Source organism: Pseudochelatococcus contaminans (assembly GCF_014195635.1).
GTDB classification, from domain to species: domain Bacteria; phylum Pseudomonadota; class Alphaproteobacteria; order Rhizobiales; family Beijerinckiaceae; genus Pseudochelatococcus; species Pseudochelatococcus contaminans.
This window is the reverse complement of record NZ_JACICC010000002.1, coordinates 493,501-518,122: the sequence shown is the minus strand read 5'-3', so window position 1 is coordinate 518,122 and position 24,622 is coordinate 493,501. Positions and strand designations below refer to the sequence as shown.

The following is a 24,622-nucleotide window of genomic DNA, read 5'->3' as shown; positions in this document are numbered from 1 at the left end:
GAAAGGAAACACCATGAAAAACGTCACGAATGCCGATGTAACGCCAACAGCCGACCGGCCGAATACCGTGGCCCTGCCCGATGACCAGCGCCAGCGCTGTGAGGTCTGGACCCGGGTGATGGGATATCACCGTCCGGTTTCGTCCTTCAATCGCGGCAAAAAGGGTGAGTTCCATGAACGGGTGTACTTCAAAGAGGAACGCGCCCGGCGCGACTGAGCCGTGCGAAAACCTCATCCGGGTCGGCGGGCTGGAGCCCATGTCGTTCTGCGACTGGCCCGGACAACTGGCGGCAACCATTTTCTGCCAGGGGTGTCCGTGGGATTGCAGCTACTGCCACAACCCTGAGTTGCTACCGGCCAGAAGCGAGGCGAAGATCCCGTGGGCGGACGTCGTTGCGTTTCTGGAAAGCCGGCGAGGCTTGCTCGACGGCGTCGTTTTTTCCGGCGGCGAGCCCACGCTGCAAAAGCAGCTCCCGGCGGCAATCCGTCAGGTTCGCGCCATGGGATATCGCATCGGCCTTCATTCGGGCGGTGCTTATCCGGCGCGTCTTGCCGCCCTGCTGCCGCTGGTGGACTGGGTCGGGTTCGATATCAAGGCGGCCTTCGGTGAATACCAGCGGGTGACGGGCGTGCCGCGCAGCGGCGACCGGGCCAGAGAGAGCCTGCATTATCTGCTAGCCAGCGGCGTGGATTTCGAATTGCGCACGACTGTCGACCCTCACGTGCTGCCGGAGGACGCGGTGGAACGCTTGTGCGCGGATCTCGCCCGCTGGGGCGACCTGCCGCACCGGCTGCAAACCTTCCGCACCACCGGCACGCGTTACGCGTCGGGCGGCATGTCCGGGAAACCGTAAAAGGCACGGAGACGATCGACGGCTTTTCGGACATGGAAAGCCGTTATCAGCGGTTTTGTAACAGTAACATGTTGTATTTGCTGAAATTATAACATTGGCACGCGGCTTGCGATGAGATCACGCAGAAAAGCCCCGCATAGCGGGACAGCGATGGTCTCAGGGAGGAGCCAATGTTGATATCGCAAGCCTCAAAACCGATACGCAAGTCCCCCTTTTATCGTCATCTGTATGTTCAGGTCATAGCGGCGATCATCATCGGTATCGCGCTTGGCCATTTCTGGCCGGATGTCGGCACGGCGATGAAGCCGTTCGGCGACGGCTTCATCAAGCTGGTGAAGATGATCATCGTGCCGGTGATTTTCCTCACGGTTTCCACCGGCATCGGCAGCATGAGCGATCTTGGAAAAGTCGGCCGCGTGGTCGGCAAATCCATGATCTACTTCCTGTTCTTTTCCACTCTCGCGCTGGCGATCGGCCTCGTCGTCGGCAATGTCGTCCAGCCCGGCGCCGGCCTCAACATCGATCCGGCAACGCTCGACGGTGCTGCGGTGAGCGGTTATGCCGACGAGGCGCACGACAGTACGCTGGTGGACTTTCTCCTCAACATCATTCCCTCCACCATGATGGGGGCCTTCGCCGACGGCAATATACTGCAGGTGCTGTTCATCGCAGTGTTGTTCGGCATCGCACTGGCCTCTTCCGGCGAGCGGGGAAGGCCGGTGCTCGAATTTCTTCAGGCGGTGACGGCGCCCATCTTCAAGCTCGTTTCGATCCTGATGAGCGCCGCGCCCATCGGTGCTTTCGGCGGCATGGCGTTCACCGTGGGACAATACGGCGTCCAGTCCATCAGCAGCCTGTTCATGCTGGTGGTCACGTTTTACCTCACGGCGGCTTTCTTCGTGGTGGTCGTGCTTGGCCTCGTCGCCCGGCTCAACGGCTTTTCGATCTTCGCGTTGCTGCGTTACATCAAGGAAGAGCTGCTCGTCGTGCTTGGCACCAGCTCGTCCGAGGCGGCCCTGCCGACGCTGATGCAGAAGATGGAAGACGCCGGCGCCACCAAGTCGGTCGTGGGGCTCGTCATCCCGACCGGCTATTCCTTCAACCTCGACGGCACCAACATCTACATGACCATGGCGGTGCTCTTCATTGCGCAGGCGGTCGGCATCGATCTGCCGCTTGGCGACCAGATCATGCTGCTGCTGGTGGCGATGCTGAGTTCCAAGGGAGCGGCCGGCATCACCGGGGCAGGCTTCATCACGCTCGCCGCGACGCTTTCGGTCGTGCCCTCGGTCCCCATCGCGGGCATGGCCCTGATTCTCGGCGTCGACCGTTTCATGTCCGAGTGCAGGGCGTTGACCAATATCATCGGCAACACGGTGGCATGTCTCGTGGTGGCGCGCTGGGAGGGTGAACTCGACCAGACCCGCCTGCACGCCGCGCTGAAGGGCGAGAAGCAACCCGCCGCCGACACCGCCGGTTGAGATCGGGAAGCAGTGATGATCGTCAGGAAACGAGCGTAACCAGGCATGAAGATCGATATTTTTATGGTCCGCACGCTGTCGCTGTTCAGCGACGTGAGTGACGCCGAACTGACCCGGCTGATGATGCACGCCACGGCGCGGCGGGTGGACCGGGGCGATGCGGTGTTCGAGCAGGGCGAGGATGCCGACACCTTCTACCTGCTGCTGAACGGCAGGTTGAAGGTCACCCAGCTCACGCCCGAGGGGCGGCAGATCATGGTGCGCATTCTGCATCCGGGCGATATTTTCGGCTTCGCGCGCGCCACCACGCGCCGGGACTATCCCGTCACCGCGCGGGCGGCGGTGGAGAGCATCGTCGTCGGCTGGTCGCTGACGGCATGGGATGCCGTGGTGGAGGCCACGCCCCGCGTCGCCATCAACGCCATGCGCATCGTGGGCGAGCGGCTCGACGAGGCCCATACGCGTCTGTGCGAGATGTCCACCCAGGAGGTGGAGCGCCGCATCGCCCACACCGTCCTGCGGATTGCCCGCAAGGCAGGCCGGAAAGAGGCCGATGGCATCTGCATCGATTTTCCCATCACCCGGCAGGATATCGCCGAGATGACGGGCAGCACGCTTCACACGGTTTCGCGCATCATGTCCGCGTGGGAAGTGCAGGGAATCGTCGGCAGCGGCCGGCAGAAGCTCGTGGTCTGCAACCCGGCGGGCCTGATGCAGATCGCCGAAGGCCATCCGTAAAGCGGTTGTGTCGGCGTATGTCTCTGGCGCTCGGTGCTTCATGACACTGCCATATCCGTTTCGTGGTCAGCGTATGGCGCGGTGGCGGCGGCCTGCCGCGCTATCCATGCCGCTCCCTCCTTGCCGTGGTGGAAGCCGTTGGAGAATGGCGCGGAGGGATAGATCGCGCGCAAACGGGCGATGCCTTCCTCCGGCGCGATCCGGTTTGCCAGCACGTCCTCATGAACCTGCGCCACCGCGACCATGTCGCAGCATTGCGGAGACAGCCTGAAACGCGCGATGCCGGCCGCCATCAGGTCATGCATATCCGCCAGCATGGACTGGCAGGTGTAGGAGACGGTCTGCACGCCGTTGATCGCCAGAAACGGCTGCCGGTCGAGAGTGTGCACCGGCAGGCCGTCCGGATCCTCGCCGCAGACGAACCGGCAGTTATCCTTGATGTTGCCCTTCGAGCGGGCATGAGCGCAGCGGGCGGAAATCGCCAGTGGCACACGGCCGAAGGCAAAAACTTCGAATGCTACCTCCGGCGTTTCGGCGACGATGCGCCGCACAGATTCGGTGGGCAGTTCCGGCGGCAGGCAGATCGCCACGCATCCCCGCGCCGCCAGCAGACGCGCGGTGGCGCTGTTGTAGACGTTCACGGTCGGGCCGATGATGTGCGGTAGTCCGGCCAGCATGCCAAGCGTCGCCAGATCGTTGGCCTCGACGGGATAACCGCCGTCGCCGATCATGGCGCGCGCATAGCGGCTTTCGCGTTCAGCGGTGATCAGTGACAGCGTTGAAACGATCACCTGTTTGCCCGCGCTTTCCAGCCGGTCGATGACATCGGCGAGATAGGGTTCGTAAAAGTGCTGCCGCTTGGAGCAGACCGTCTCTCCGATGCAGACGTGACTGACCGGCGCTTCGTCTGCGATGCGATAGTAGAAATCGCGCCACCGGCTTCCTTCCCACAGATAGAGAACGGGGCCGAGTGTCAGTGTTGCGCGTGTGAATTGTGCGTGGCCGGCGCTCATGGTCTCATCTCCACCGTTTGTCGTAAGCGCCGGTTGTGGTGCGGTTGCCTTCGCTCAGCATGCACAGCCGGGAAAGAATGGCGGGGCGCTCGGAGGCCGAGGCGTCCAGCGCGCGCCGCAGCGTCGAGACGACCTCCGCGACATAGGCCTTGCCCCGCTGCCGCCCTTCGATCTTGAGCGCGCTGACGCCGGCCTCGCGCAGCCGGTCGATCTGGTCCATCACATCGAGGGAGACTGGATCCTCGAAAGCATAGCCGTCCTGCTCGCCCACGTGGAAGCGGCCCTTGCAGAGAGTGGGATAACCCGCCGCCTCTCCGTCAGGAAAACGGTTGATGGTGTAATCTCCCAGTATGGACACCAGCTCGTCGCCTTCCCGCCGATAGCGCACGTGGCTGGCCGGCGAGCAGACGCCGTTCATGTTCGGCGATTTGCCGGTGGCATACGACGACAGCGAGCACCGCCCCTCGGCCATGACGCACAGACCGCCGAACACGAAGATCTCGATCTCGGTGCGGATGTCGCGCGAGACGCGGGCGATATCGTCGATGGTCAGCGTGCGCGGCAGCACCACGCGCCGGACGCCGAAAGCCTCGACAAGAAAATTGACCGCCGCGGCGCTTGAGGCCGAAGCCTGCACGGATGCATGAAGCCGCTGCGCCGGCCATTTTTCGGCGAAGTAGGCCATCAGGCCGAAATCGGCAACGATGACGGCATCGACGCCGATCCGTGCCGCGTCATCGGCAGCGCGATACCAGATGTCCTCCTGCCCGGCGCGCATGAAAGTGTTGAGCGTCACCAGCGTTTTGACGCCGCGTTGCCTCGCGTGGGACACCGCCTCCGCCATTTCATCACGCGTGAAGTTGAGGCCGGGAAAGTTGCGCGCGTTGGTCTCGTCGCGAAATCCGCAATAGACGGAATCCGCGCCCGCATCCACCGCTTCCCTGAACGCGGCGGGAGTGCCGGCGGGGCAGATCAGCTCCATGATGCCTCTCCTTCGGCCAGAACGCGGCTGCGAACGCCGCAGGCGACCCGGCTGACCAGCGGCGCCAACGGCCCGGCCATCGCGCCAAGGTCGTTCGGCAGATCGATGTTGCTGTCGTCGAGTGCGTTCCGCAGCGCCAGCATGGCTTCCATGTCGCCGGTCACCGTCAGATCGCGCGAGAAAAACAGCGCATCGGCATCCTGCCGGCCTTCCAGCAGCGCCAGCAGCATGAACAGCGGTCCTTCGACGGCGGCATCCGCCTCCGGCACCGGCGGTTTGCGGCAGACGGTTACGGACGGTCCATTGGGCGAGACGACGAAAGCCAGCGGCAGATCGGACGGCGCGAACGCGAAGCGCTTGCAGCGGTGCTCGCCAAGCCTTTCGAAAAGGTCGCGATGCCGCCGCATGATCTGCGCCATCAACAACGCCGATATGTGTTGCGCGACAGAAATCGGCATGTATTCGGCAAGCGTGGACAGTATATCTGGCAGAGGTTTCATGGTCGTTTCTGTTGAAATGTAACGTGGCCATACCCTACGCCCCTGCCGTGCGGGTGTGTTTGTGCCAGCACAAAGACAAACTCACTCTCGAAGCCCACATCGGAATGACGATGAAAGACAGCACGACAGCCACCTCCGGCGCCGACTTGCGCACCACCGATCTGCAAGGTTTCGTTACTGCGCTCGAAAGGCGCCGATGTCTCAGGCGCATATCGCGGCCCGTGTCGCTGGTGCATGAGATCACCGAAATCCATCGCCGGGTTCTGGAAGCTGGCGGCCCGGCGCTGTTGTTCGAAAAGCCCGTCGATGCATCTGGCAACGTGCATGACATTCCGCTGCTGACGAACCTGTTCGGCACGCAGGAGCGAATCGAATGGGGCCTCGGCGTCGAAAGCGGCGGCCTCGCTGGGCTTGCCGCGATGCTGGCCGACCTGCGCCATCCCAGCCCGCCCGCTTCCTCCGGTGAGGTGTGCGCCAAAATGCCGTTGCTGCGCGTGGCGCTTTCCATGCGGCTGCGGCAGGTTGGCTCCGCGCCGGTGCAGCAGATCGTGCGCAGGGGCGGCGACATCGACATGCGCAGCCTGCCGGTGCAATGGTGCTGGCCGGGCGAGCCGGCACCGCTCGTCACCTGGCCGCTGGTCATCACCCGCTCGCCCGACGATCCCAACGATATCAATGTCGGCGTCTACCGCATGCAGGTTCTGGGGCGGGACAAGCTCATCATGCGCTGGCTGGCACATCGCGGCGGGGCGCGCCACCATCGCCAGTGGCAGCAGCGTGGGCGTGACATGCCCGTCGCCGTCGTCATCGGCGCAGATCCCGCCACGATACTTGCCGCCGTGATGCCGCTGCCCGAAAATGTCAGTGAGCTGGCCTTCGCTGGCCTGTTGCGCCGGGCGCGCACACGGGTCGCTCCGGCCATCACCGTTCCGCTTCCCGTGCCGGCGCAGGCGGAAATCGTGCTGGAGGGCACGGTGTCCGCCACCGAAACGGCGGAGGAGGGGCCGTTCGGCGACCACACCGGCTATTATAACGCCGTGGAGCGGTTTCCGGTGATGAGTCTGTCCGCCATCACCATGCGCCGCAACCCGGTCTACCTCTCCACCTACACCGGCCGCCCGCCGGACGAGCCATCGCGGCTGGGCGAGGCGATGCTGGAACTGTTCGTGCCGCTGGTCAAACGTCAGTTTCCGGAAATCACCGATCTATGGATGCCGCCCGAGGCCTGCTCATACCGTGCCATCGTCGTATCCATCGACAAGCGCTATCCGGGGCAGGCGCGGCGGATCATGATGGGACTGTGGTCCATGCTGCCGCAATTCAACTATACGAAGCTGATCGTCGCCGTTGATCCGGATATCGATGTCCGTAAGTGGGACGATGTCGTCTGGGCGCTGTCGACGCGTTTCGATGCCTCGCGCGATGTCATGATCGTCGGTGAAACACCCATCGACTATCTCGACTTCGCCTCTCCCCGGCCCGGCATCGGCGGCAAGATGGGGCTGGACGCCACCCGCAAGATAGCCCCGGAGACGGACAGGGAATGGGGGCAGGTGCTGGCCATGACGCCGGAAATATCGCAGCGCGTCGATGCGCTCTGGCATGAGATCGGGCTGGGAGATCAGCTATGAACCGGATCAATGTCGTGGTTGGCGTGACGGGCGCTTCCGGTGCCCCGATTGCCGTGCGCATTGTCGAGCGTCTGGCGGAGACGGGGCAGCTTGCGATTCATCTCGTCGTATCGCCCTCGGCGTTGCGCACGCTGGAGCATGAGACGGACCGGGGAGCGCTGGAGCGCATGACCGTGCTGGCCACGGTCAACCACGCCCATGACGATATCGGCGCGTCGATCGCCAGCGGCTCGGTGCCCACGGCTGGGATGATTGTTGCTCCCTGTTCCATGCGCACGCTTGGCGCCATCGCGCACAGCATCGGCGATAACCTCATCATCAGGGCGGCGGACGTGCATCTGAAGGAGCGTCGCAAACTCGTTCTGGTCGCGCGCGAGACGCCGCTGCACCTTGGGCATCTGCGCACCATGGGCGCCGTCACTGAAATGGGCGCTATCGTGATGCCGCCGGTGCCGGCCTTCTATCATCGGCCGCAAAGCGTGGAAGAGATTGTCGATCAGATCGCAGCCCGCGCTATCGACCTGCTCGGGCTGCCCATCCCGCCGCTCGCCCGCGCATGGAATCCGGACGTAGAATCCGAATGCATCCTGACCTGACAACCGTCCTGTCGCATGGTCCATCATCAAACGCCACTATCAGAACTTGAGAAACGCGCTATGTCCAAAAGTACTCCCGCCACCCGCTTCGCCCTTGAGGCCGGCGTTCCTTTCACGGTTGCGAATTACGATTACGATCCCAACGCCGAGCGGGTCGGGTTGCAGGCGGCGGAGGCCATGGGGGTTCAGGCCTGCGAGGTGTTTAAGACGCTGATGGTCGAGATCGATGGCAAGCCTGCCTGCGCCATCGTTCCTTCCGACAGGGAAGTGGACATGAAAAAACTGGCCGCTGCACTGGGCGGCAAGTCGGCCCGCATGATGAAACCCGCCGACGCCGAACGCCTGACGGGCTACAAGGTGGGTGGCATCAGCCCACTCGGGCAGCGGAAGGCCGTGCCCGTGGTGCTCGACGAACTGGCCGTGCTTTACGACGGCATTTTCATCAACGGCGGTCAGCGCGGCCTGCAAATACGCATCGCTCCCGACGATCTGGCCCGAATATTAAATTGCGAAGCTACGGATATTGTCCGTTAAAAATGTCGGGATTTCCCATGTAGTAAAGGAAATAATATTATGCTTCAGGTTGCTTTTATTTTTCCTGGTGGAAAATTAGAATAGGAAAATTTTAGAAAAAACTAAAGTTGAATAGGCTTTTGATGTTTGCGTCGTCGTGAACGTCAAGCAGGTGCGCGTGCCGAAAAGGTAACATTGTAGTGGATAACTAGAAAATACGTAAATTTTAGGACAAAACATATAATAGCATGCGCAACTATCGCCACCAATAATGGCCGATTTTAGAGATTTTCTATCTGGAAATAACAGCTGGAGGAAATAATTCGTCATGAGCAGCACGAATAAACCGCCTTCTCCGCAGGAGACGGCAGAGGAACCTCACCTTGCCCGCAAGCTTTCCAACCGCCATTTGCAGTTGATCGCAATCGGCGGCGCCATTGGAACCGGCCTCTTCATGGGCTCGGGCAAGACCATTTCGCTTGCCGGCCCGTCGATATTGCTGGTTTATGCGATCATCGGGTTCATGCTGTTCTTCGTGATGCGCGCGCTCGGAGAAATTCTGCTTTCGAATCTCCAGTACCGTTCGTTCGCGGATTTCGCCGGCGATTATCTCGGCACGTGGGCGCAGTTCTTCACCGGGTGGACATACTGGCTGTGCTGGGTCGTCACCGGCATCGCGGATGTCGTCGCCGTCGCGGGTTATTTCTCCTTCTGGTTCCCTGAACTGGCTTTGTGGATACCGGCGCTCGGCCTGATCGTCGTTCTGCTGGTGCTCAATCTGCCCAGCGTCCGCAACTTCGGTGAGATCGAGTTCTGGTTTTCGCTGATCAAGATCATCGCCATCATCGCCCTGATCGTGACAGGCGTTTACATGCTGTCCACCGGCTTCACGCCGCCGAACGGTGTGCCGGCCTCGGTTTCCCACCTCTGGGCATACGGCGGCTTCTTCCCCAACGGTTTCTCCGGCTTCGTCGCAGGGTTCCAGATTGCCGTCTTCGCATTCGTCGGCATCGAACTCGTCGGCACGGCCGCTGCTGAAACCAAGGATCCGGAGCGCAACCTGCCGAAGGCCGTCAACTCCATCCCGATCCGTATCGTCCTGTTCTATCTCGGCGCGCTGTTCGTCATCATCACGGTGATTCCGTGGAATCAGGTCGATCCCGGCAGCAGCCCGTTCGTGGCCATGTTCTCGCTGGCCGGGCTTGGCGTTGCCGCCAGCGTCGTGAACTTCGTCGTGCTGACGTCGGCGACATCGAGCGCCAACTCCGGCATCTACTCGACCTCGCGGATGATCTTCGGCCTGGCGACCGACCGTCTGGCCCCCCAGGCCCTCGGCCGCCTCAACAGCCGCAAGGTGCCGGTCAACGCACTGTTCTTCTCGTGCATCTTCCTGCTGTCCGGCGTCGTGCTGCTTTACGCGGGTCAGAGCATCATCGAGGCGTTCACGATCGTCACCACGATTTCGGCGCTGCTGTTCATTTTCGTGTGGTCGATCATTCTGGCGTCCTACATCCAGTATCGCCGCAAGCGGCCTGAACTGCACGCGAAGTCGACCTTCAAGCTGCCGGGTGGCATCCCTGTCGTGATCATGGTGTTCGTGTTTTTCGCCTTCGTGCTGTGGGCGCTGGCGCAACGTGAGGATACGGCGGTCGCACTGGAGATCACACCCTTCTGGTTCCTGCTGCTCGGCGTTGCTTATGTCGTGCTGAAGCTCAGGGGCAAGGTGTCCGGCTTCCGGAGCTGACAGGCTTTTGATCCCGACTGCAAGATTGATCCGGCGGATGGAGACATCCGCCGGATTTTGTGTCTGTAGCGGGGCCATTTCAACGCAAGCCCCTGAGCTTTCCCCTTATGAGCGGACGCCTTCAGGAGTCTTGCTCACGCCGCCTTCCCATTTTGCCACGACGGCGGTGGCGATGGCGTTGCCCAGAACGTTCGTGGCCGTCCGGCCCATGTCGAGGAAGTGATCGATGCCGATGATGAGCATCACCCCGGCTTCCGGCAGGCCGAACATCGGCAGCACTGCGGCAACCACCACCAGCGCCGCGCGGGGCACGCCGGCAATGCCTTTGCTGGAGACCATCAGCACGAGCAGCATGATGATCTGTTGATCGAGCGCCAGCGGCATGTCGTAGGCCTGCGACACGAAGATCGCGACGAAGGCCGTATAGACCATTGATCCGTCGAGATTAAACGAGTAGCCCAACGGCATCACCAATCCGACCAGCCGCTTGTTGATGCCGAACTCTTCCAGCTTCTCCATCATGCGCGGATAGGTGGCTTCGCTCGAAGCCGTGGAAAGCCCGATGAGCATGGGCTGGCGAACGGTGTACACAAGGCGGAATACGTCCTTGCCCAGCACGAGGAAGCCGGCGAGGATCAATATCAGCCACAATATTCCCAGCGTGAGGAAGAAGCCGCCGGCGAATTTTCCGTATACATAAAGAATACCGAGCCCCTGGATGGTGATGACGTTGGCGACCGCGCCAAACACGCCGATGGGCGCGAAGCGCATCACGTAATCCGTCACCTTCAGCATCACCGGCACAGCGCCCTCGATGGCCTCGGAGAGCGGCCGCGCGCCGAGTTCGCGCATCTGCCCCAGCGCAATGCCGAAGAACAGCGAAAACACCAGAATTTGCAGGATCTCGTTCTTCGACATCGCGACGAAGATGTTGCTCGGGAAAACGTGGACGACAAAATCCCGCAGGTTCAGCGAGCCTGTGCTCAGGCCCGTTGCGGTGTCCGTGGGCGGCAAGGGGATGCTGATATTCGCCCCGGGCTGCAACAGGTTCGCGAAAATGAGCCCGATGACCAGCGATATCAGCGACGCCATCAGGAACCAGCCGACCGCCTTGCCGCCGACGCGGCCCACGGTGCTGGCATCGCCCATGCTGGCCAGCCCGGCGACGAGGGTTGCGAAGATCAGCGGGGCAATGATCATCTTGATGAGCCGGAGAAAAATTTCCGATCCCATGGAAAAGTAGCTGGCGATGGCTTTGGCCTGTTCCGGACCTCCTGACAGGTTGTGGCAGATGTAACCGACGATGATTCCCAGAACCATCGCTGCCAATATCCATGTTGTTTGCTTGTTCATTCCGGATTTTTGCTTCAACAGAGTTCCCCTTGTTTCGCGGGTGCTGATGCAGGACTGAAGCAATGCCGATGCCAGAATGAAAATGCGTTGCAGTAAATATAAATCCTTGTAATATAAGGCCTATTTAGGCGGGGATGGTTATGGCCGTTCGGATGGCCGAACACGGCGGGCAGGAACCGTTCGGAACTCTGGTCTGGCGGCTGCGAGCCGGTGGCGTTCGCCGCATGCGCCTGCGACAATGCTGTTGTCATCGGGGTTCTTTCGCGCCCGGATGCGCCAGCCTATAAAGCGAAAACGCCCTGAAACTGCGCCAACATCGCCAGAATTGCAGCTTACCGGGCAGGAGAATTGAACGATGACAGCACTTTCGGTGACGGTTCCTTCAGCCCTGTTGGCCCGCGTGCATGCGGATGCGCCGCTGGTTCAGTGCATCACCAATTATGTGGCGATGAACATCGTGGCCAACGCGCTGCTGGCCATTGGCGCGTCGCCGGCTATGGTGCACGCGGAGGAGGAGGCGGGAGAGTTTGCCGCTATTGCCGGCGCGTTGACGGTCAACATCGGCACCCTCTCCCCTGTGTGGGTGTCCGGTATGAAGGCAGCGGTGGCCGGGGCGAAAACCGCCGGCAAACCATGGGTGCTGGATCCGGTGGCGCATTTCGCCACGGGCTTTCGCCGCAAGACCGTCGCGGAACTGCTCGCCTTGCGGCCGACGGTCATTCGCGGCAATGCGTCTGAGATCATCACGCTTGCGGGTGAAAAAGGCGCGGGGCGCGGCATCGACAGCGGCGATCCGGTGGAACTGGCAGAGGACGCGGCGCGGCGGGTGGCCATATCGCAAGGCGCTGTCGTTGCCGTGACGGGAAAGACTGATTTCGTCACCGATGGCGCACAGGCCGCGCGGATTGTCGGCGGCTCGGACCTCATGCCGCGGGTCACGGCGCTGGGCTGTTCGCTGACGGGCGCGGTGGGGGCATTTCTGGCGGTTGCACCGGATGTACCTTTCGCGGCCACTGTTGCCGCGCTCGCCGCCTTTGCGGAGGCGGGCGAAACAGCGGCGAGCGGTGCGGGCGGGCCGGGTTCGTTTGCTGTGGCATTTCTCGATGCGCTCTATAACCTCGACGGCCACGCGCTCGACGCGCGCGTGGAAGCGCAGCCTGCATCCGCACCATCCTCTCTATCCGCGCCGTCCCTGGCCTGAGGCGTTATCAGGCCAAGGCAGATGTCGACGTCCGCGCACGCCGGCGTTACCGGGAGGCGGGCGCGGCGTATTCCTCGGGAAACGTCTGAAGCGAGCTTTGCACGACTGTCACCGCGCCGTCGATCAGTGCGCACCGTCCGCTTCCCGGCAGGATCTGGCAGAGGTGACGCAGCGCCCGCCTGTCGGCTTCGGTGCCGCGCCCGGTGGCGATGCGGTCGAGCAGGCGCGACATCTGAAAGGTGCCGCACTTGCACGGCGGGCACTGCCCGCATGAGCCGTTGGCGAAGAATTCGACATATTCGGCCACCTTGCGCACGACGCTGGTGCCTTCCGAGATGACGATCATCGCGCCCGTTCCGAGCCGCGACTGGCGGGCGCGCACGGAGTCGAAATCGAGCGCGACATCGAGGTCGCGCGCCGTCAGCAGCGTGTTCGACGGGCCGCCGGTAAACACGGCCTTGAACGCGCGCCCGCCCAGCATGCCGCCGCCGTGGGTGAAGATCAGCTCCTGAAGGCTCGTGCCCATCGGCAACTCGTAGAGGCCCGGTTCCAGAACGTCGCCGGAAAGCGAGAACAGCTTCGTGCCGCTCGCGCCGCCAATTCCAAGATCGCGATACCAGTCCGCCCCGTTTTTGAGGATATGCGAGATGTTGGAGAGGGTTTCGGTGTTGTTAATCAGCGTCGGCTTGTCGTTCACGCCCTGCTCGAACGGGAAGGGCGGCTTGCGGCGCGGAAAGGGAAAGCTGCCGTTCAGCCAGCGCACGACCGCCGATTCCTCCCCGCCGATGTAGCGGCCCGAACTTGGCGTCACCGTCAGCCGCATGGGCTGGCCGATCAGCCTTTCCAGCGCCGCGATCTGGCTGTCGCCCGCCCATTGGGCGACGGCGCGACGCATCGCCTCGATGCCGTCCGTCTGGTGCGGGTTGATGTAGAAGACAACCGTTGCCGCCCGCACGGCGGCGGCGGCGATCAGCGCGCCTTCGATGACCTGATGCGGCGTCCGGTGCAGCAGGTAACAGTCCTTGAACGTCCCGGGTTCATCCTCGTTGCCGTTGCAGACGACATATTTCTCGTCGCCGGGGGCGTCAGCCGTGGCGGTCCATTTGCGCCAGGTTGGGAAACCGGCGCCGCCCATGCCGCGCAGATCCGCCGCGCGCAGGGTGGGGATGATATCTTCCGGCCGTTCGAGCGCCCGCGCAAGGCCCTCGCCGCCGCCGGCTTTCCGCCACGCGGCGAGATCGGCGCCCACCCCGATCCGGGGGTTGAGAAGAACCGAGTTGAGACGGGTCATGATCGTCATCCCTCTCTGCCGGCCGCCATATGGCTGCGCAGCTCGAAATTGCCGTAGTCAGGATAAAGCACGGGGGACAGCAGTTGATCGGTGATGCCCGCGCGCATCCGTTCGCGCTGCCACCGCTGCACATGCCCGAGGCCGATCCGGTGTTGATCGCGCGGCGCCTGCACCTGCCGCGCGGCGGCGATGCCGGCACGCCTGCCGAACACGAAGATGTCGAGCAGGGCATTGCCCATCAGCCGGTTGCGACCGTGGATGCCGCCCGCGACCTCGCCGGCGCAGTAGAGGCCCTCGACGCTGGTCGCGCAGTTGCGGTCAATGGCGACGCCGCCGTTCTGATAATGCAGCGTCGGATAGACCATCAAAGGCTCCTCGTATGGATCCACCTTGCATCTGTCGGCTAGGTGTTTCAGCGATACGAGCTGCTTTTCCAGCAGTTCCGGGCGGTCCTTCAACAGGTGCGGCGTGTCCAGAAACACTCCCACCGATCCATCGCGCTCGATGCCGCGCCCTTCCGCGCATTCGCGCAGGATGGCCGCAGTCACCACGTCGCGGGGGGCGAGTTCGTCGATGAAGCGTTCGCCCAGCCCGTTCACCAGCTTCGCGCCCACCGATCGCGCTGCCTCGGAAATGAGCTGTCCGACCAGATGCGGCGGATGCGCGACGCCGGTGGGGTGATACTGAAACGAATCCACTTCGCGCAGGCGGGCGCCGATGCGGTAGGCCAGCGCCAGGCCATCCGCCGTTGCGCCGTAGTGGTTCGACGTGGCGAAACCCGTCAGATGCAGGCGGCCCGCACCGCCGGTGGCCAGCACCACGGCTGCCGCATGCACGAGCTGAAACGTGCGGTGGTCCGTGTCGTAAAGCACCGCGCCGGCGCACCGGCCGTGGTCGTCCGACAGCAGCTCGACGGCGGGCGCACGGTTGAGTACCGTAATGCCGCTGTCGAGTTCCACCGCCTCGCGCACGACGCGCATGATTTCCAGCCCCGTGAAATCCTTGTGGCTGAGGATACGCGCCGCCGTGGTGCCGCCCGCGCGCTTGCGCATGAGGCGACCCCCGCCGGTTGCGTTGCCGGCAAGATCGAAGCCGACGCCCAGCCCGATGAGCCACCGGATGACATCCGGCCCATCCCCCACGAGCTGCGCCACCAGCGCGGGATCGGCCACGTTATGACCGCCCTTGATGGTGTCGTCGAAATGGCGCTGAAGACTGTCGTCCTCGCCCACGGCGGCCTGTATGCCGCCTTCTGCCATCACGGTGTTGCTGTCGCCGATCCGCAGTTTCGAGGCGATCGTGACCTTGGCCCCGGCGGTGCGCGCCGCAAGGGCCGCCGCTGCTCCCGCACCACCGCCGCCGATCACCAGTACGTCGGTGCTCGTCGGGGCGAGCGCGGCGAGGTCGACGTCGCCGATCAGCGCGTTACCTTCCACGATGCGCGCCAGCGCCGGATGGCACGGGTCGCCCCGGTTGGGGCCGATCCGGAGCGGCACGCGCGCCTGCGCGCCGGCATCGGGATGATAGGCTTCCAGCAGCTCCGCACGCGGAAGCTGGCCGGGGCGCAGGGGCAATTCGGCATCACCATCGGGTGAAGCTTTGGCCAGTGCTTCCACGGCCGTTGCATAAGCGATTGCAGTTGTCACGATACGAACCTTTCAGCGGCATTCGTCTTCACGCGGCATCAGCCTTTTCGGGGTGTGCCGGCGCGATTGGCGGTCCGATCCGCCGCATCGTCGTCGTCCTCGCCGGAGAACGTGATCGGCTGCTGGCCGCGTTCGATCTCGTCGAGCCGCGTGATGAGGTCGACGGGCCGCAGGGTGAGCGCGGTGACGGCGCGGCGAACCATGAGGCCCAGATGGTTGGGCCAGATGTGCTCCGGGCAGGCGAGCGTGCACAGATTGCACATCACGCACTGGTCGAAGACATCCGCCGCATCCGCGAGATTGCCGGCCACCGCCAGCGCCACACCGTTCTGCACCTCAAGGCCCTTCGGACAGGCCCGGTCGCATCCGCCGCAATGGCGGCAGTGTTCCGCCTCGGGAAAAATATCCCGCACGGCATCGGCAACGCGCCAGCTGTCGGTGATGGCGGCGACGTCATAGACATGCGGCCTGTGCGGGCTGAAATAATCGATGAAGCTCACCTGCATGCCGTCTTCCGCGCTCGTCTCGCAGGCCAGCACCGTGGAAACCGCCTTCTCGCCCTCGCGGCGCACCATGCACCGGCACGCGCCGCAAACGCCTTGTCCCATGCAGCCGACGTTGGAAGTCAGGGGTGTGCCGTCGCTGGCCGCTGCCTGAAGCAGGGATACAGGCGGCTTCACCTCCAGTTCCCGCCCGTCTATACTCAAACGAATGCGATCTGACATGAGAAGGAAACTCCCTGAATTCTGTTGGCCGGAAAGCGAGTACGCACCGGCTGTGCGCCGCGATCCTCGCAAGGATTGTCGCAAGCGCCATGCCAACATTAGAGTCGTTCCTAATTCATTGCGCACGATCATGATTTGCGTGCGGTCTTTCGCCAGCGGACGAAATCGGTTCGGATTCCCGAACGCGTTCGGGAATATGACGTTCGGAAATCCGTGCAGGAAAAGCAGGGCGGCGGAAAAAACCCAGCAGGACAAGGCAAAAGACCAGCCCTTGCGACTGGCACCCATCTTGCTTGCTGTTTTGGTTCAAAGCATTCGCGTCTGACAGGCCGCGAAACCGGCTCAAAGCCGAAAGGGACAGTGCAGGTGGTCAGTGAAGTGATCGGTCATATGACCGATAACGACAGCAGGGATGCCAATATCTCCGGCGCGCGGACGATCCCGTGCCGGTATGCGGATCGTTGCAGCATTGTTTGCCACCAGTTCGACGATTATCCGCTGAATGCAGAGTCCTTCGGCGAGAAGCACTGCATCATGCGCCACCGGCGCAGGGACACGTTTCTGTTCGTGCTGCTCACGGCGCTCGTCGCCATCGGCTGCTTCTGGGCGGTTTTCGTCTGGTCGGAGCGCCGGGAGCTGGCGGACCTGAAGGTGCTGGGCGATGAACGGTTGCGTCACGCCGTTGCGCGCCTTCAGCATGAAATCGGCAAGTTCGACATCCTGCCGCTGGCGATTGCCGCCAATGAACAGACGGGGGCTTTTCTCGCCTCGGGCGATCGCGCCGGTTCGCTGGAGGCGATGAATGCTTATCTTGCAAGAGTCAACGACGCGGCCGGCACCATGGTCGCGTTCCTTGTCGACACGAACGGCGTCATGGTCGCATCCAGCAATGCGGAATCGGAAAACAGCTTCATCGGACGAGACATATCCTACAGGCCCTATCTATATGGAGAGAAAGCCGGGATCGTGACGGGATATTACGCCATCGGCACGACCGATAACCTGGCAGGTTACTATCTTGCGACGCCAGTCGAGGCAGACGGCCGCAGGGTGGGGGTGGCCGCTGTCAAGGTCGATCTCGAACGGATTGGCAATGACTGGTTGATCGGCAGCGATCCGCTCATGATCGTCAGCGACGCCAACAATATCATTCTGTTGTCATCGCGGAACGACTGGAGATATCTCAGCATCGGACCACTTGAACCGGAGAAGATCGCCCGCTTCAACGAAACGCAGCAGTATAACCGTCATATCCTGAAGGCGCTCGACTGGAAAACGGAAGATTCGGTTGCCGACGGCAGCCGAATGGTCTCCATAACCGAGAACGGCCGCACCCGGATTTATCTTGCGGATTCGCGCTACCTGCCCGATGTGTCGATGACGCTGACGGTTCTATCCACCTACACCGGCATAGCCCGCACCGCCGCGCTGCCCGCGGTGATCGCGGCCATTATCGTCATCGCGGTCGCGCTGTGCATCTATATCGTCAACCAGCGGCGGTTGGTCATCAAGGAGCGGTTGCTGACGCGCGACGCCTTGCAGGAAGCCTATACCCGGCTGACGGATCGGTTCGAGGAGCGCAATCGCCAGTTGCGCGCCGCCAACGACGATCTGCGGCGCGAGGTGGCCGAACGCATACAGGCCGTACAGCGCCAGAAGGATCTGCAAGAAGAGATGATCCGCACCGAGAATCTGGCGGTGATCGGCCAGCTTTCGGCGGGGTTGGCGCATGAAATCAACCAGCCGCTGGCGGCGCTGTCCACGCTGTCGGAAAACGCGGTGCGCTTTCTTGAACTGAATGACCTGAGCACGGTGCGGCACAATCTCACGCGCATCTGCGACCTCGTTCATCGCATGGGGGTGCTCACGGGGCAGTTGCGCTCCTTCGCCCGGCGTTCGGACGGGGAGGTGGGCAGCGTCGATGTCGAGCGCTCCATCGAACGGGCCGTGACACTTCTCAACCATCGGCTGCAGAAGCAGAAAATGCGCATCGACGTCCGCCGTCCCGACAAACCGATCACCGTCGTTGGCGATGCCGTGCGGCTGGAGCAGGTGCTGGTCAACCTCATCGGCAATGCCATGGATGCGCTGCAAGGCAGCGGCGAACCCTATATCGGCATCCGTGCCCGCACCAAGGATGGCAAGGCGATCATCGAAGTGGCCGACAATGGCCATGGCCTGAGCGCGACCGTTATCGAAAAGCTGTTCATGCCCTTCTTTTCCACCAAAAAAACGAACGGCCTCGGCCTCGGCCTCGCCATTTCCCAGGACATCGTCCGTGGGTTCGGCGGAGACCTGACGGCGGCGAACGGTCCCGAAGGCGGGGCTGTTTTCCGGATCACGATGCCTCTCGCCGATACGCAGGAGAAACACAATGCTTGATCATGATGTCGTGGTGATCGAGGACGACGAGGACGTGCGGCTCGGCTGCCTTCAGGCGCTGGCGCTCCATAATATCAAGGCCATTGGCTATGAGGCGGTGGAGGATGTGCCCAAAGCGCCGATGTGTGACTTCGCCGGCATCGTCGTTTCGGACATCAACCTGCCGGGGATCGACGGCCTGAGCTATTTCGCCCAGCTCAAGGAGAAAGATCCGGACCTGCCCGTCATCGTGATCACGGGGCATGGCGACATCGCCACCGCCGTACAGGCCATGCGTGACGGCGTCTATGATTTTATCGAGAAGCCGTTTGCCTCGCAGCATTTCGCCAGCGTGGTGCAGCGGGCGCTGGAAAAGCGCAAGCTGGCAATGGAGATCCGGCGGTTGCGGCGCCAGCTTGCCGCCATCGGCGATATCGACAGCCGGATCGTCGGCACGTCGCAAGCCGTCGTCGAGTTGCGCGAACTGGTGCAAGAGCTGGCGCCCGTGCCCACGGATGTCATGATCCTCGGGGAAACCGGCACCGGCAAGGAGTTGATCGCGCGTTACCTGCACGACCTTTCCGGTCGCAAAGGCCCGTTCGTGGCGCTCAACTGCGGCGGCCTGCCCGAAACGCTGTTCGAGAGCGAGATCTTCGGTCACGAGGTCGGAGCCTTCTCCGGCGCGACGAAACAGCGGATCGGCAAGATCGAATACGCTAACGGCGGCACGCTGTTCCTCGACGAAATCGAGAGCATGCCGATGTCCATGCAGGTGAAACTGTTGCGTGTGCTGCAGGAGCGTGTCATCGAGCGGCTCGGCTCCAACAAGGTGATCCCGGTGGATTTCCGCGTGATCGCCGCGACCAAGGCGGATCTGCTGCAATTGGCCGATGAGGGCAAGTTCCGCAGCGATCTGCACTTCAGGCTCAATATCGTCACGCTGGAACTGCCGCCGCTGCGCAACCGGCGCGAGGACATTCCGCTGCTGTTCGATTATTTCGTCAATCAGGCGGCGCTGCGTCTCAACCGTGAGCCGCCGCCGATCAAGGAGCAGGTCATCTGCGAGTTGATGGCCCACAACTGGCCCGGCAACGTGCGCGAGCTGCGCAATCAGGCAGAGCGTTTCCTGCTCGGCCTCAAATCCGGCCCCGGGGCTGAGGCGGAATCCGATCAGATCTCGTTGACCGCCGCCGTCGAGAGCTTCGAGCGCAGTCTGATTCAGGAGGAACTGAAGCGCAACAAGGGTAATATCTCCCGCACGGCGGAAGCGATGATGATCGCCAAGACGACGCTGTTCGACAAAATCCGCAAGTACGACATCCGCATCCGCGAAACCTGATCAAGCGGCACCAATGCAGTGACGGCACTGGCCGCGTCCTCTCCGGGCGCGGCTTTTTTCGTGTCCGTGCCAATACGGCGGCCGCTCCCCTGCGACATCTTGGCACAGATGCCTGTCTGGCCCCCTGATCGGCCGGTCTGGCACGCTTTTTTCGGCTGTTTTCGAGCGGTTTTTACACAACCAGCGGGGTGCGGTCGGATCTCCGTCACCGGAAGCCGGGCGATTTTCGGTAAAGCGGCCATTATCGCGGCTCAACAAAAGCGATGTTTCAGTAAATCCAATGTTTTTCAATAAGTTATGACATGCGCCATGAGTTGGCACTCCTGTTGCAATGGTATTCGCGAGCCCGACGGACCTTGTTGGCGCTCACGAACAAGTACAGGAGAGGAATTCTCACAATGGCTGCAAACACCGTCACCAATGCGCAACCGGATGGCCACAACCACGAAGTTGGCGTGGCACTGTTGCACGATCCCGTTCAGAACAAGGGCACCGCCTACACCCGCGAAGAACGCCGCGAATGGGGGCTTGAGGGCTTGCTGCCGCATGCGGTTGAAACGCTTGATCGGCAGGTGGAACGCGTGCTCGACCACCTTGCACGTGTGAAGGACGATCTCGATCAGTACAGCTACCTGATGGATCTCGAAGCCCGTAACGAGACGGTCTTCTACAAGGCCATCATGTCGGATCCCAAGCGCTTCATCCCGATCCTCTACGATCCTACGGTCGCGGATGCTTGCGAAGCATTCGGCAATCTCTATCGCCGCCCGCGCGGCATGTACATCACCCGGCACATGAAGGGGCGCATCGCCGAAGTGCTGCGCAACTGGCCGGAGAAGGACGTGCGCTTCGTCTGCGTCTCGACGGGCGGCCGTATTCTTGGCCTCGGCGATATCGGCGCCAACGGCATGGGTATCCCGATCGGCAAGCTCCAGCTCTACACGGCTTGCGCCGCTGTTCCGCCGAAGGGCCTCCTGCCGGTCCTCCTCGACATCGGCACGACCAACGAGCATCTGCGGGCCGATCCGTTCTACCTCGGCACCCGCGAGCCACCAGTGCCGGAGCACGAGCTTGACGAACTGACGGAAGAGTTCATCCAGGCCGTTAACGAAGTGTTCCCGGGTATCTGCGTCCACTTCGAAGACTGGAAGGGCACGGACGCCATCCGTATGCTCGACCGGTACAAGGACAAGGTGCTCTGTTACAACGACGATATCCAGGGCACGGCCGCCGTCGCGCTCGCCGGTATCTCCGCAGGCCTGAAACAGACGGGCGGCAAGCTGCAGGATCAGCGCATCCTGTTCCTCGGCGCCGGTTCGGCCGGGCTCGGTATCTCCAAGCTGATCGCCGCCGAATTGCAGACGCTGGGTCTGTCGCAGGACGAAGCCCGCAAGCGCATCCGCCTGTTCGATGTCAACGGTCTGATCGAGTCTTCGCGCACGGACCTCACGGAAACGCAGAAGCTGTGGGCGCAGGACGAGGCTCCCTCCAAGAACTTCGTCGAGGTCGTGGACCGCTTCAAGCCGACCGTGCTGATCGGTGTGTCGACGAAGGCCGGTGCGTTCACGCGTGAAGTCATCGAAACGATGTCGCGTCACACGGCGCGTCCGATCATCTTCGCCCTGTCGAACCCCACCCACAAGGCGGAGTGCACGGCGGAGCAGGCTTACACCTACTCGAAGGGCAAGGCGCTGTTCGCAGCCGGTGTGCAGTTCGACGAGTTCGAGTACGAGGGCAAGACCTTCCGTCCCGGTCAGGCGAACAACTTCTACATCTACCCCGCCATCGGTCTCGCGACCTATGCCGCGCGCCCGAGACTGCTGAACGACGAATGCTTCATCGTCGCCGCTCACGCCACGGCGGACCAGATCGGCCCGTCGCTCCAGGCCAAGGGCATGCTCTTCCCGAGCCAGGATCAGATCGTGGAAACCGAAATCACCACCGCCACCCGCATCGTCGAATACATGTTCGAGTCCGGTCTGGCCACGGTTGAACGGCCCGTTGAAATCCGGTCGTGGATCGAAAGCCTGCTCTACAACCCGACGTACTGAGCGTCTTCTTCGTCCGGTCGAGATGACATCGGTTGTCTCGACCGGACAATCCGAAGGATCCGTCATGAGTTACTTTGTCACAACTGTTCAAAAATATCCGGAGATTGCGCTCTTTCTGACGATCGGCATCGGCTTCGTGTTCGGAAACCTCCGCTTCGGTAAGTTCAGCCTGGGTGTCGTCACCAGCACGCTTCTGGCGGGACTGGTGGTGGGTCAGGTCGGCATCACGCTGCCAACGGTGCTGCAGTCCACTTTCTTCGCGATGTTCCTCTTTGCCGTCGGCTATGCCGTCGGTCCCCAGTTCATCCGCGCGATGAAGAGCGATGGCCTGCCGCAGGTCATTTTTGCGGTCATCCTGTGTATCGTCGGTACCGTGACGGCCATCGTGCTCGGCAAGCTCCTCGGCTACAACTCGGCGCTGACCGCGGGTTTGTTGTCGGGCGGTTACACCAACTCGACGGTGCTTGGCGTCGCGGCGGACCTGATGAACCAGTCCGGCGTGTCGGAAGCGGATCTGCGGGTGTCTCTGGCCCTGCTGCCTGTCGCCTATGCCGTGACCTACCCCTTCGGCACGGTCGGTTCGGCGGTGCTGCTGGCCAACATCGCACCCAGGCTGCTCGGCTTCGATCTCGCCAAGGTCAGCGCGGAATATGAACGCGCCAACGGCGGCGCCAAGATCGGCACCACGGCCTATCGCGAATACTCCGCCCGCGCCCTGCGGCTCACCAACCCTGCGATCATCGGCAAGACCGTCGAGCAGGTGGAGAAGATGTTCAAGAACGAGATCTTCGTCCGCCGGCTGCGCGCCAGCGAAGATGCACCCATCGTGGAATGCAAGCGCGACACGGTGCTGACGGACGGAGCCATCATCGCGGTGTCCGGTGGCCTGGCGGCCCTGCTCGCCTACCGCGACGACTTCGGTCCCGAACTCAAGGACGTGCCGCTGCTCGACTTCTCGACCGAACAGCTCGACCTCGTCGTCACCAACAAGGTGTATGCCGGCAAGACGATCGGCGAGATTCTGCACACCCTGTTCGGCGAACCCGGCCGCGGCGTGTTCCTGCTCAAGCTGACGCGTTCCGACACCGAAATGCCGATGCGTGAGGAAACCGAAGTTCACCGTGGCGACGTGCTGACCATTCTCGGCGCCAAGGCCGACGTGGCGAAGATCGCCAAGGAAATGGGCTATGCCGACCGTCCGGTTGAAAAGTCCGACATGGCGTTCATGGCCTTCGGTATCGTGGTCGGCAGCCTGATCGGTGCGATCACCATCCACATCGGCGGCATTCCGCTGTCTCTCGGCACGGCTGTCGGCGCCATCGTGGCGGGTATCATCTGCGGTTACCTGCGGTCGACCATGCGGACCTTCGGTTACATTCCCGGTCCGGCTATCTGGGTGTTCAACAACGTCGGTCTTAACGGGTTCATCGCCTGCATCGGCCTCAATGCCGCGCTCGGCTTCGTCGGTGGTCTGCAACAGTATGGTCTGACGCTGTTCCTCGCCGGCACGATGGTCACGCTGATGCCGCTCATCGTCGGCCTGATACTGGGGCACTACGTGTTCAAGTTCCACCCGGCGATCATGCTCGGCGCCTGCGCCGGCGCCCGCTCCACGACCGCCGCTCTGGGCGCCCTGCAACAGGAAGCCAAGAGCAATGTCCCGGTCATCGGTTACGCCACCGGCTATGCCGTCTCGCGTCTTGTGATGGCCCTGCTAACCATCGTCGTCATGAACGTCATGTAGACGATCCCACAATATGCCTCGCCACGGTCAGCCGTGGCGAGGCCGTTTCTTGACACCCGGTGTGACAGGCAGGCTGGAGAAGGAATACGCTCATGTCCGATCAACTTTCAGGGTCCGATCATCGTCACGGCGGATCGGCCGCCGCAAATCCCTCGGACGGCCAGCCCATCATCGTCTTCGACCTCGACGGCACGCTGGCCGACACCGCGCCCGATCTGATCGCGGCGCTGAACGCCACCCTCGAAGCGGACGGACTGCCGCCGCTCGTGATGGACAGGGCAAAACGCTTCCTCGGTTCCGGCACCCGCGCCATGGTCGAGCGGGCATTCCGGGAGGTGGGCGCCGATGACGGGTCGCGGGATGTGCAGGACAAACGGTTCCAGCGTTTTCTTGACCTTTATGGCCAGAACCTCAAGCGCGAGACGCAGCTTTATCCCGGCGTCGTCAATACGCTCGACAACCTGCGCGTGCAGGGGTGGATGCTGGCTGTCTGCACCAACAAGGCCACCGACCATGCCATCCGGCTGCTCGATCTGCTCGGCATCGGCGACAGGTTTGCGGCGATCTGCGGTTTCGACTCCTTTCCCTATCACAAGCCGGACCCGCGCCATCTGACGCTGACGATTGCACAGGCTGGCGGAAACCCGAAACGCGCACTCATGGTGGGCGATTCCCGCACCGACATCGCCACTGCCCGCGCGGCCAGCCTTCCGGTGGTTGCCACCTCCTTCGGCTATTCCGACGTTCCCGTCGCCAACCTGACGCCGGATCGCCTGATCCATGATTTTCAGGAATTGATCGACATTGCAGACGCCGTGACGGACAGCATCCTGCATTATCGGGACTGATGCCGCGCGCC

22 protein-coding genes are annotated in these 24,622 nt (G+C 62.5%); 15 read left to right on the top strand and 7 right to left on the bottom strand.

Going from position 1 to position 24,622, the window contains the following annotated elements; all coding sequences use genetic code 11:
* Positions 1 to 13 precede the first annotated feature (13 nt).
* From nrdD to FHS81_RS06350, 4 genes are all read left to right on the top strand, one after another.
* Positions 14 to 217 carry an anaerobic ribonucleoside-triphosphate reductase gene (gene nrdD / locus FHS81_RS19160; protein ID WP_183751198.1) on the top strand — a complete coding sequence of 68 codons (204 nt, stop codon included), beginning with the start codon at positions 14 to 16 and terminating at the stop codon, positions 215 to 217.
* On the top strand, positions 174 to 854 hold the full coding sequence (locus FHS81_RS06360) for an anaerobic ribonucleoside-triphosphate reductase activating protein (RefSeq protein WP_183751197.1): 681 nt from the start codon (positions 174 to 176) through the stop codon (positions 852 to 854). The genes nrdD and FHS81_RS06360 overlap by 44 nt, the downstream gene beginning before the upstream one ends.
* A gap of 170 nt (positions 855 to 1,024) precedes the next feature.
* Positions 1,025 to 2,335: a dicarboxylate/amino acid:cation symporter gene (locus tag FHS81_RS06355; RefSeq protein WP_183751196.1), complete on the top strand. Its 1,311-nt coding sequence runs from the start codon at positions 1,025 to 1,027 to the stop codon at positions 2,333 to 2,335.
* A 45-nt stretch (positions 2,336 to 2,380) separates the two neighbouring features.
* Positions 2,381 to 3,073 carry a Crp/Fnr family transcriptional regulator gene (locus tag FHS81_RS06350; RefSeq protein WP_183751195.1) on the top strand — a complete coding sequence of 231 codons (693 nt, stop codon included), beginning with the start codon at positions 2,381 to 2,383 and terminating at the stop codon, positions 3,071 to 3,073.
* Between the two features lie 38 nt (positions 3,074 to 3,111).
* Here the strand turns inward: FHS81_RS06350 and ubiV are convergent, their stop codons facing one another.
* Genes ubiV through ubiT form a run of 3 tightly spaced genes read right to left on the bottom strand, consistent with a single transcriptional unit; the run spans position 3,112 to position 5,568 of the window.
* A complete protein-coding gene (ubiV, locus tag FHS81_RS06345; protein WP_183751194.1) occupies positions 3,112 to 4,086 on the bottom strand; it encodes a ubiquinone anaerobic biosynthesis protein UbiV in 975 nt (324 codons plus the stop codon).
* Positions 4,087 to 4,090: 4 nt separating this feature from the next.
* Positions 4,091 to 5,068 (bottom strand): ubiquinone anaerobic biosynthesis protein UbiU, encoded by a 978-nt coding sequence (gene ubiU, locus FHS81_RS06340; RefSeq protein ID WP_183751193.1) that lies wholly within the window; start codon positions 5,066 to 5,068, stop codon positions 4,091 to 4,093.
* On the bottom strand, positions 5,059 to 5,568 hold the full coding sequence (gene ubiT, locus FHS81_RS06335) for a ubiquinone anaerobic biosynthesis accessory factor UbiT (protein WP_183751192.1): 510 nt from the start codon (positions 5,566 to 5,568) through the stop codon (positions 5,059 to 5,061). Before ubiT ends, ubiU begins: the two co-directional genes overlap by 10 nt.
* Before the next feature lie 110 nt (positions 5,569 to 5,678).
* Between ubiT and FHS81_RS06330 the strand changes: the two genes are divergently transcribed.
* The 4 genes from FHS81_RS06330 to FHS81_RS06315 all read left to right on the top strand — a co-directional run bounded on the left by FHS81_RS06330 (position 5,679) and on the right by FHS81_RS06315 (position 10,052).
* Positions 5,679 to 7,199, top strand: coding sequence for a UbiD family decarboxylase (locus FHS81_RS06330; RefSeq protein WP_183751191.1), 1,521 nt, complete (start codon positions 5,679 to 5,681; stop codon positions 7,197 to 7,199).
* Positions 7,196 to 7,795 (top strand): UbiX family flavin prenyltransferase, encoded by a 600-nt coding sequence (locus tag FHS81_RS06325; protein WP_183751190.1) that lies wholly within the window; start codon positions 7,196 to 7,198, stop codon positions 7,793 to 7,795. The genes FHS81_RS06330 and FHS81_RS06325 overlap by 4 nt, the downstream gene beginning before the upstream one ends.
* A gap of 60 nt (positions 7,796 to 7,855) precedes the next feature.
* Positions 7,856 to 8,329 (top strand): Cys-tRNA(Pro) deacylase, encoded by a 474-nt coding sequence (ybaK, locus tag FHS81_RS06320; RefSeq protein WP_183751189.1) that lies wholly within the window; start codon positions 7,856 to 7,858, stop codon positions 8,327 to 8,329.
* Between the two features lie 307 nt (positions 8,330 to 8,636).
* The gene (locus FHS81_RS06315) at positions 8,637 to 10,052 is read left to right on the top strand and encodes an amino acid permease (protein ID WP_183751188.1); all 1,416 of its coding nucleotides are present in this window, start codon (positions 8,637 to 8,639) and stop codon (positions 10,050 to 10,052) included.
* A gap of 105 nt (positions 10,053 to 10,157) precedes the next feature.
* Here FHS81_RS06315 and FHS81_RS06310 read toward each other — a convergent pair whose 3' ends face one another.
* Positions 10,158 to 11,405: a dicarboxylate/amino acid:cation symporter gene (locus FHS81_RS06310; protein ID WP_183751187.1), complete on the bottom strand. Its 1,248-nt coding sequence runs from the start codon at positions 11,403 to 11,405 to the stop codon at positions 10,158 to 10,160.
* Positions 11,406 to 11,760: 355 nt separating this feature from the next.
* Here FHS81_RS06310 and thiM point away from each other — a divergent pair, with 355 nt between their 5' ends.
* Complete coding sequence (thiM, locus tag FHS81_RS06305) at positions 11,761 to 12,606, top strand: hydroxyethylthiazole kinase (RefSeq protein WP_183751186.1); 846 nt, start codon at positions 11,761 to 11,763, stop codon at positions 12,604 to 12,606.
* A 46-nt stretch (positions 12,607 to 12,652) separates the two neighbouring features.
* On the opposite strand, the gene FHS81_RS06300 is transcribed toward thiM, so the two are convergent.
* Genes FHS81_RS06300 through FHS81_RS06290 form a run of 3 tightly spaced genes read right to left on the bottom strand, consistent with a single transcriptional unit; the run spans position 12,653 to position 16,268 of the window.
* Positions 12,653 to 13,897 carry a complex I 51 kDa subunit family protein gene (locus FHS81_RS06300; protein ID WP_183751185.1) on the bottom strand — a complete coding sequence of 415 codons (1,245 nt, stop codon included), beginning with the start codon at positions 13,895 to 13,897 and terminating at the stop codon, positions 12,653 to 12,655.
* Between the two features lie 5 nt (positions 13,898 to 13,902).
* On the bottom strand, positions 13,903 to 15,543 hold the full coding sequence (locus FHS81_RS06295) for an FAD-binding protein (protein ID WP_183751184.1): 1,641 nt from the start codon (positions 15,541 to 15,543) through the stop codon (positions 13,903 to 13,905).
* A 38-nt stretch (positions 15,544 to 15,581) separates the two neighbouring features.
* Positions 15,582 to 16,268, bottom strand: a complete 687-nt coding sequence (locus FHS81_RS06290; RefSeq protein WP_183751183.1) for a 4Fe-4S dicluster domain-containing protein — start codon at positions 16,266 to 16,268, stop codon at positions 15,582 to 15,584.
* Here FHS81_RS06290 and FHS81_RS06285 point away from each other — a divergent pair.
* The 6 genes from FHS81_RS06285 (at position 16,267) to FHS81_RS06260 (ending at position 24,611) form a co-directional block, all read left to right on the top strand.
* Positions 16,267 to 16,593, top strand: a complete 327-nt coding sequence (locus FHS81_RS06285; RefSeq protein WP_183751182.1) for a hypothetical protein — start codon at positions 16,267 to 16,269, stop codon at positions 16,591 to 16,593. The genes FHS81_RS06290 and FHS81_RS06285 overlap by 2 nt on opposite strands.
* A 41-nt stretch (positions 16,594 to 16,634) precedes the next feature.
* Positions 16,635 to 18,650 carry an ATP-binding protein gene (locus tag FHS81_RS19260; protein WP_183751181.1) on the top strand — a complete coding sequence of 672 codons (2,016 nt, stop codon included), beginning with the start codon at positions 16,635 to 16,637 and terminating at the stop codon, positions 18,648 to 18,650.
* Complete coding sequence (locus tag FHS81_RS06275; protein ID WP_183751180.1) at positions 18,643 to 19,968, top strand: sigma-54-dependent transcriptional regulator; 1,326 nt, start codon at positions 18,643 to 18,645, stop codon at positions 19,966 to 19,968. Before FHS81_RS19260 ends, FHS81_RS06275 begins: the two co-directional genes overlap by 8 nt.
* A gap of 398 nt (positions 19,969 to 20,366) precedes the next feature.
* The gene (locus FHS81_RS06270; RefSeq protein ID WP_183751179.1) at positions 20,367 to 22,019 is read left to right on the top strand and encodes an NAD-dependent malic enzyme; all 1,653 of its coding nucleotides are present in this window, start codon (positions 20,367 to 20,369) and stop codon (positions 22,017 to 22,019) included.
* Positions 22,020 to 22,083: 64 nt separating this feature from the next.
* Entirely contained in the window at positions 22,084 to 23,763 is a 1,680-nt protein-coding gene (aspT, locus tag FHS81_RS06265) for an aspartate-alanine antiporter (RefSeq protein WP_183751178.1), read from the top strand.
* A gap of 92 nt (positions 23,764 to 23,855) precedes the next feature.
* Complete coding sequence (locus FHS81_RS06260; RefSeq protein WP_183751177.1) at positions 23,856 to 24,611, top strand: HAD family hydrolase; 756 nt, start codon at positions 23,856 to 23,858, stop codon at positions 24,609 to 24,611.
* Positions 24,612 to 24,622: the final 11 nt, after the last annotated feature.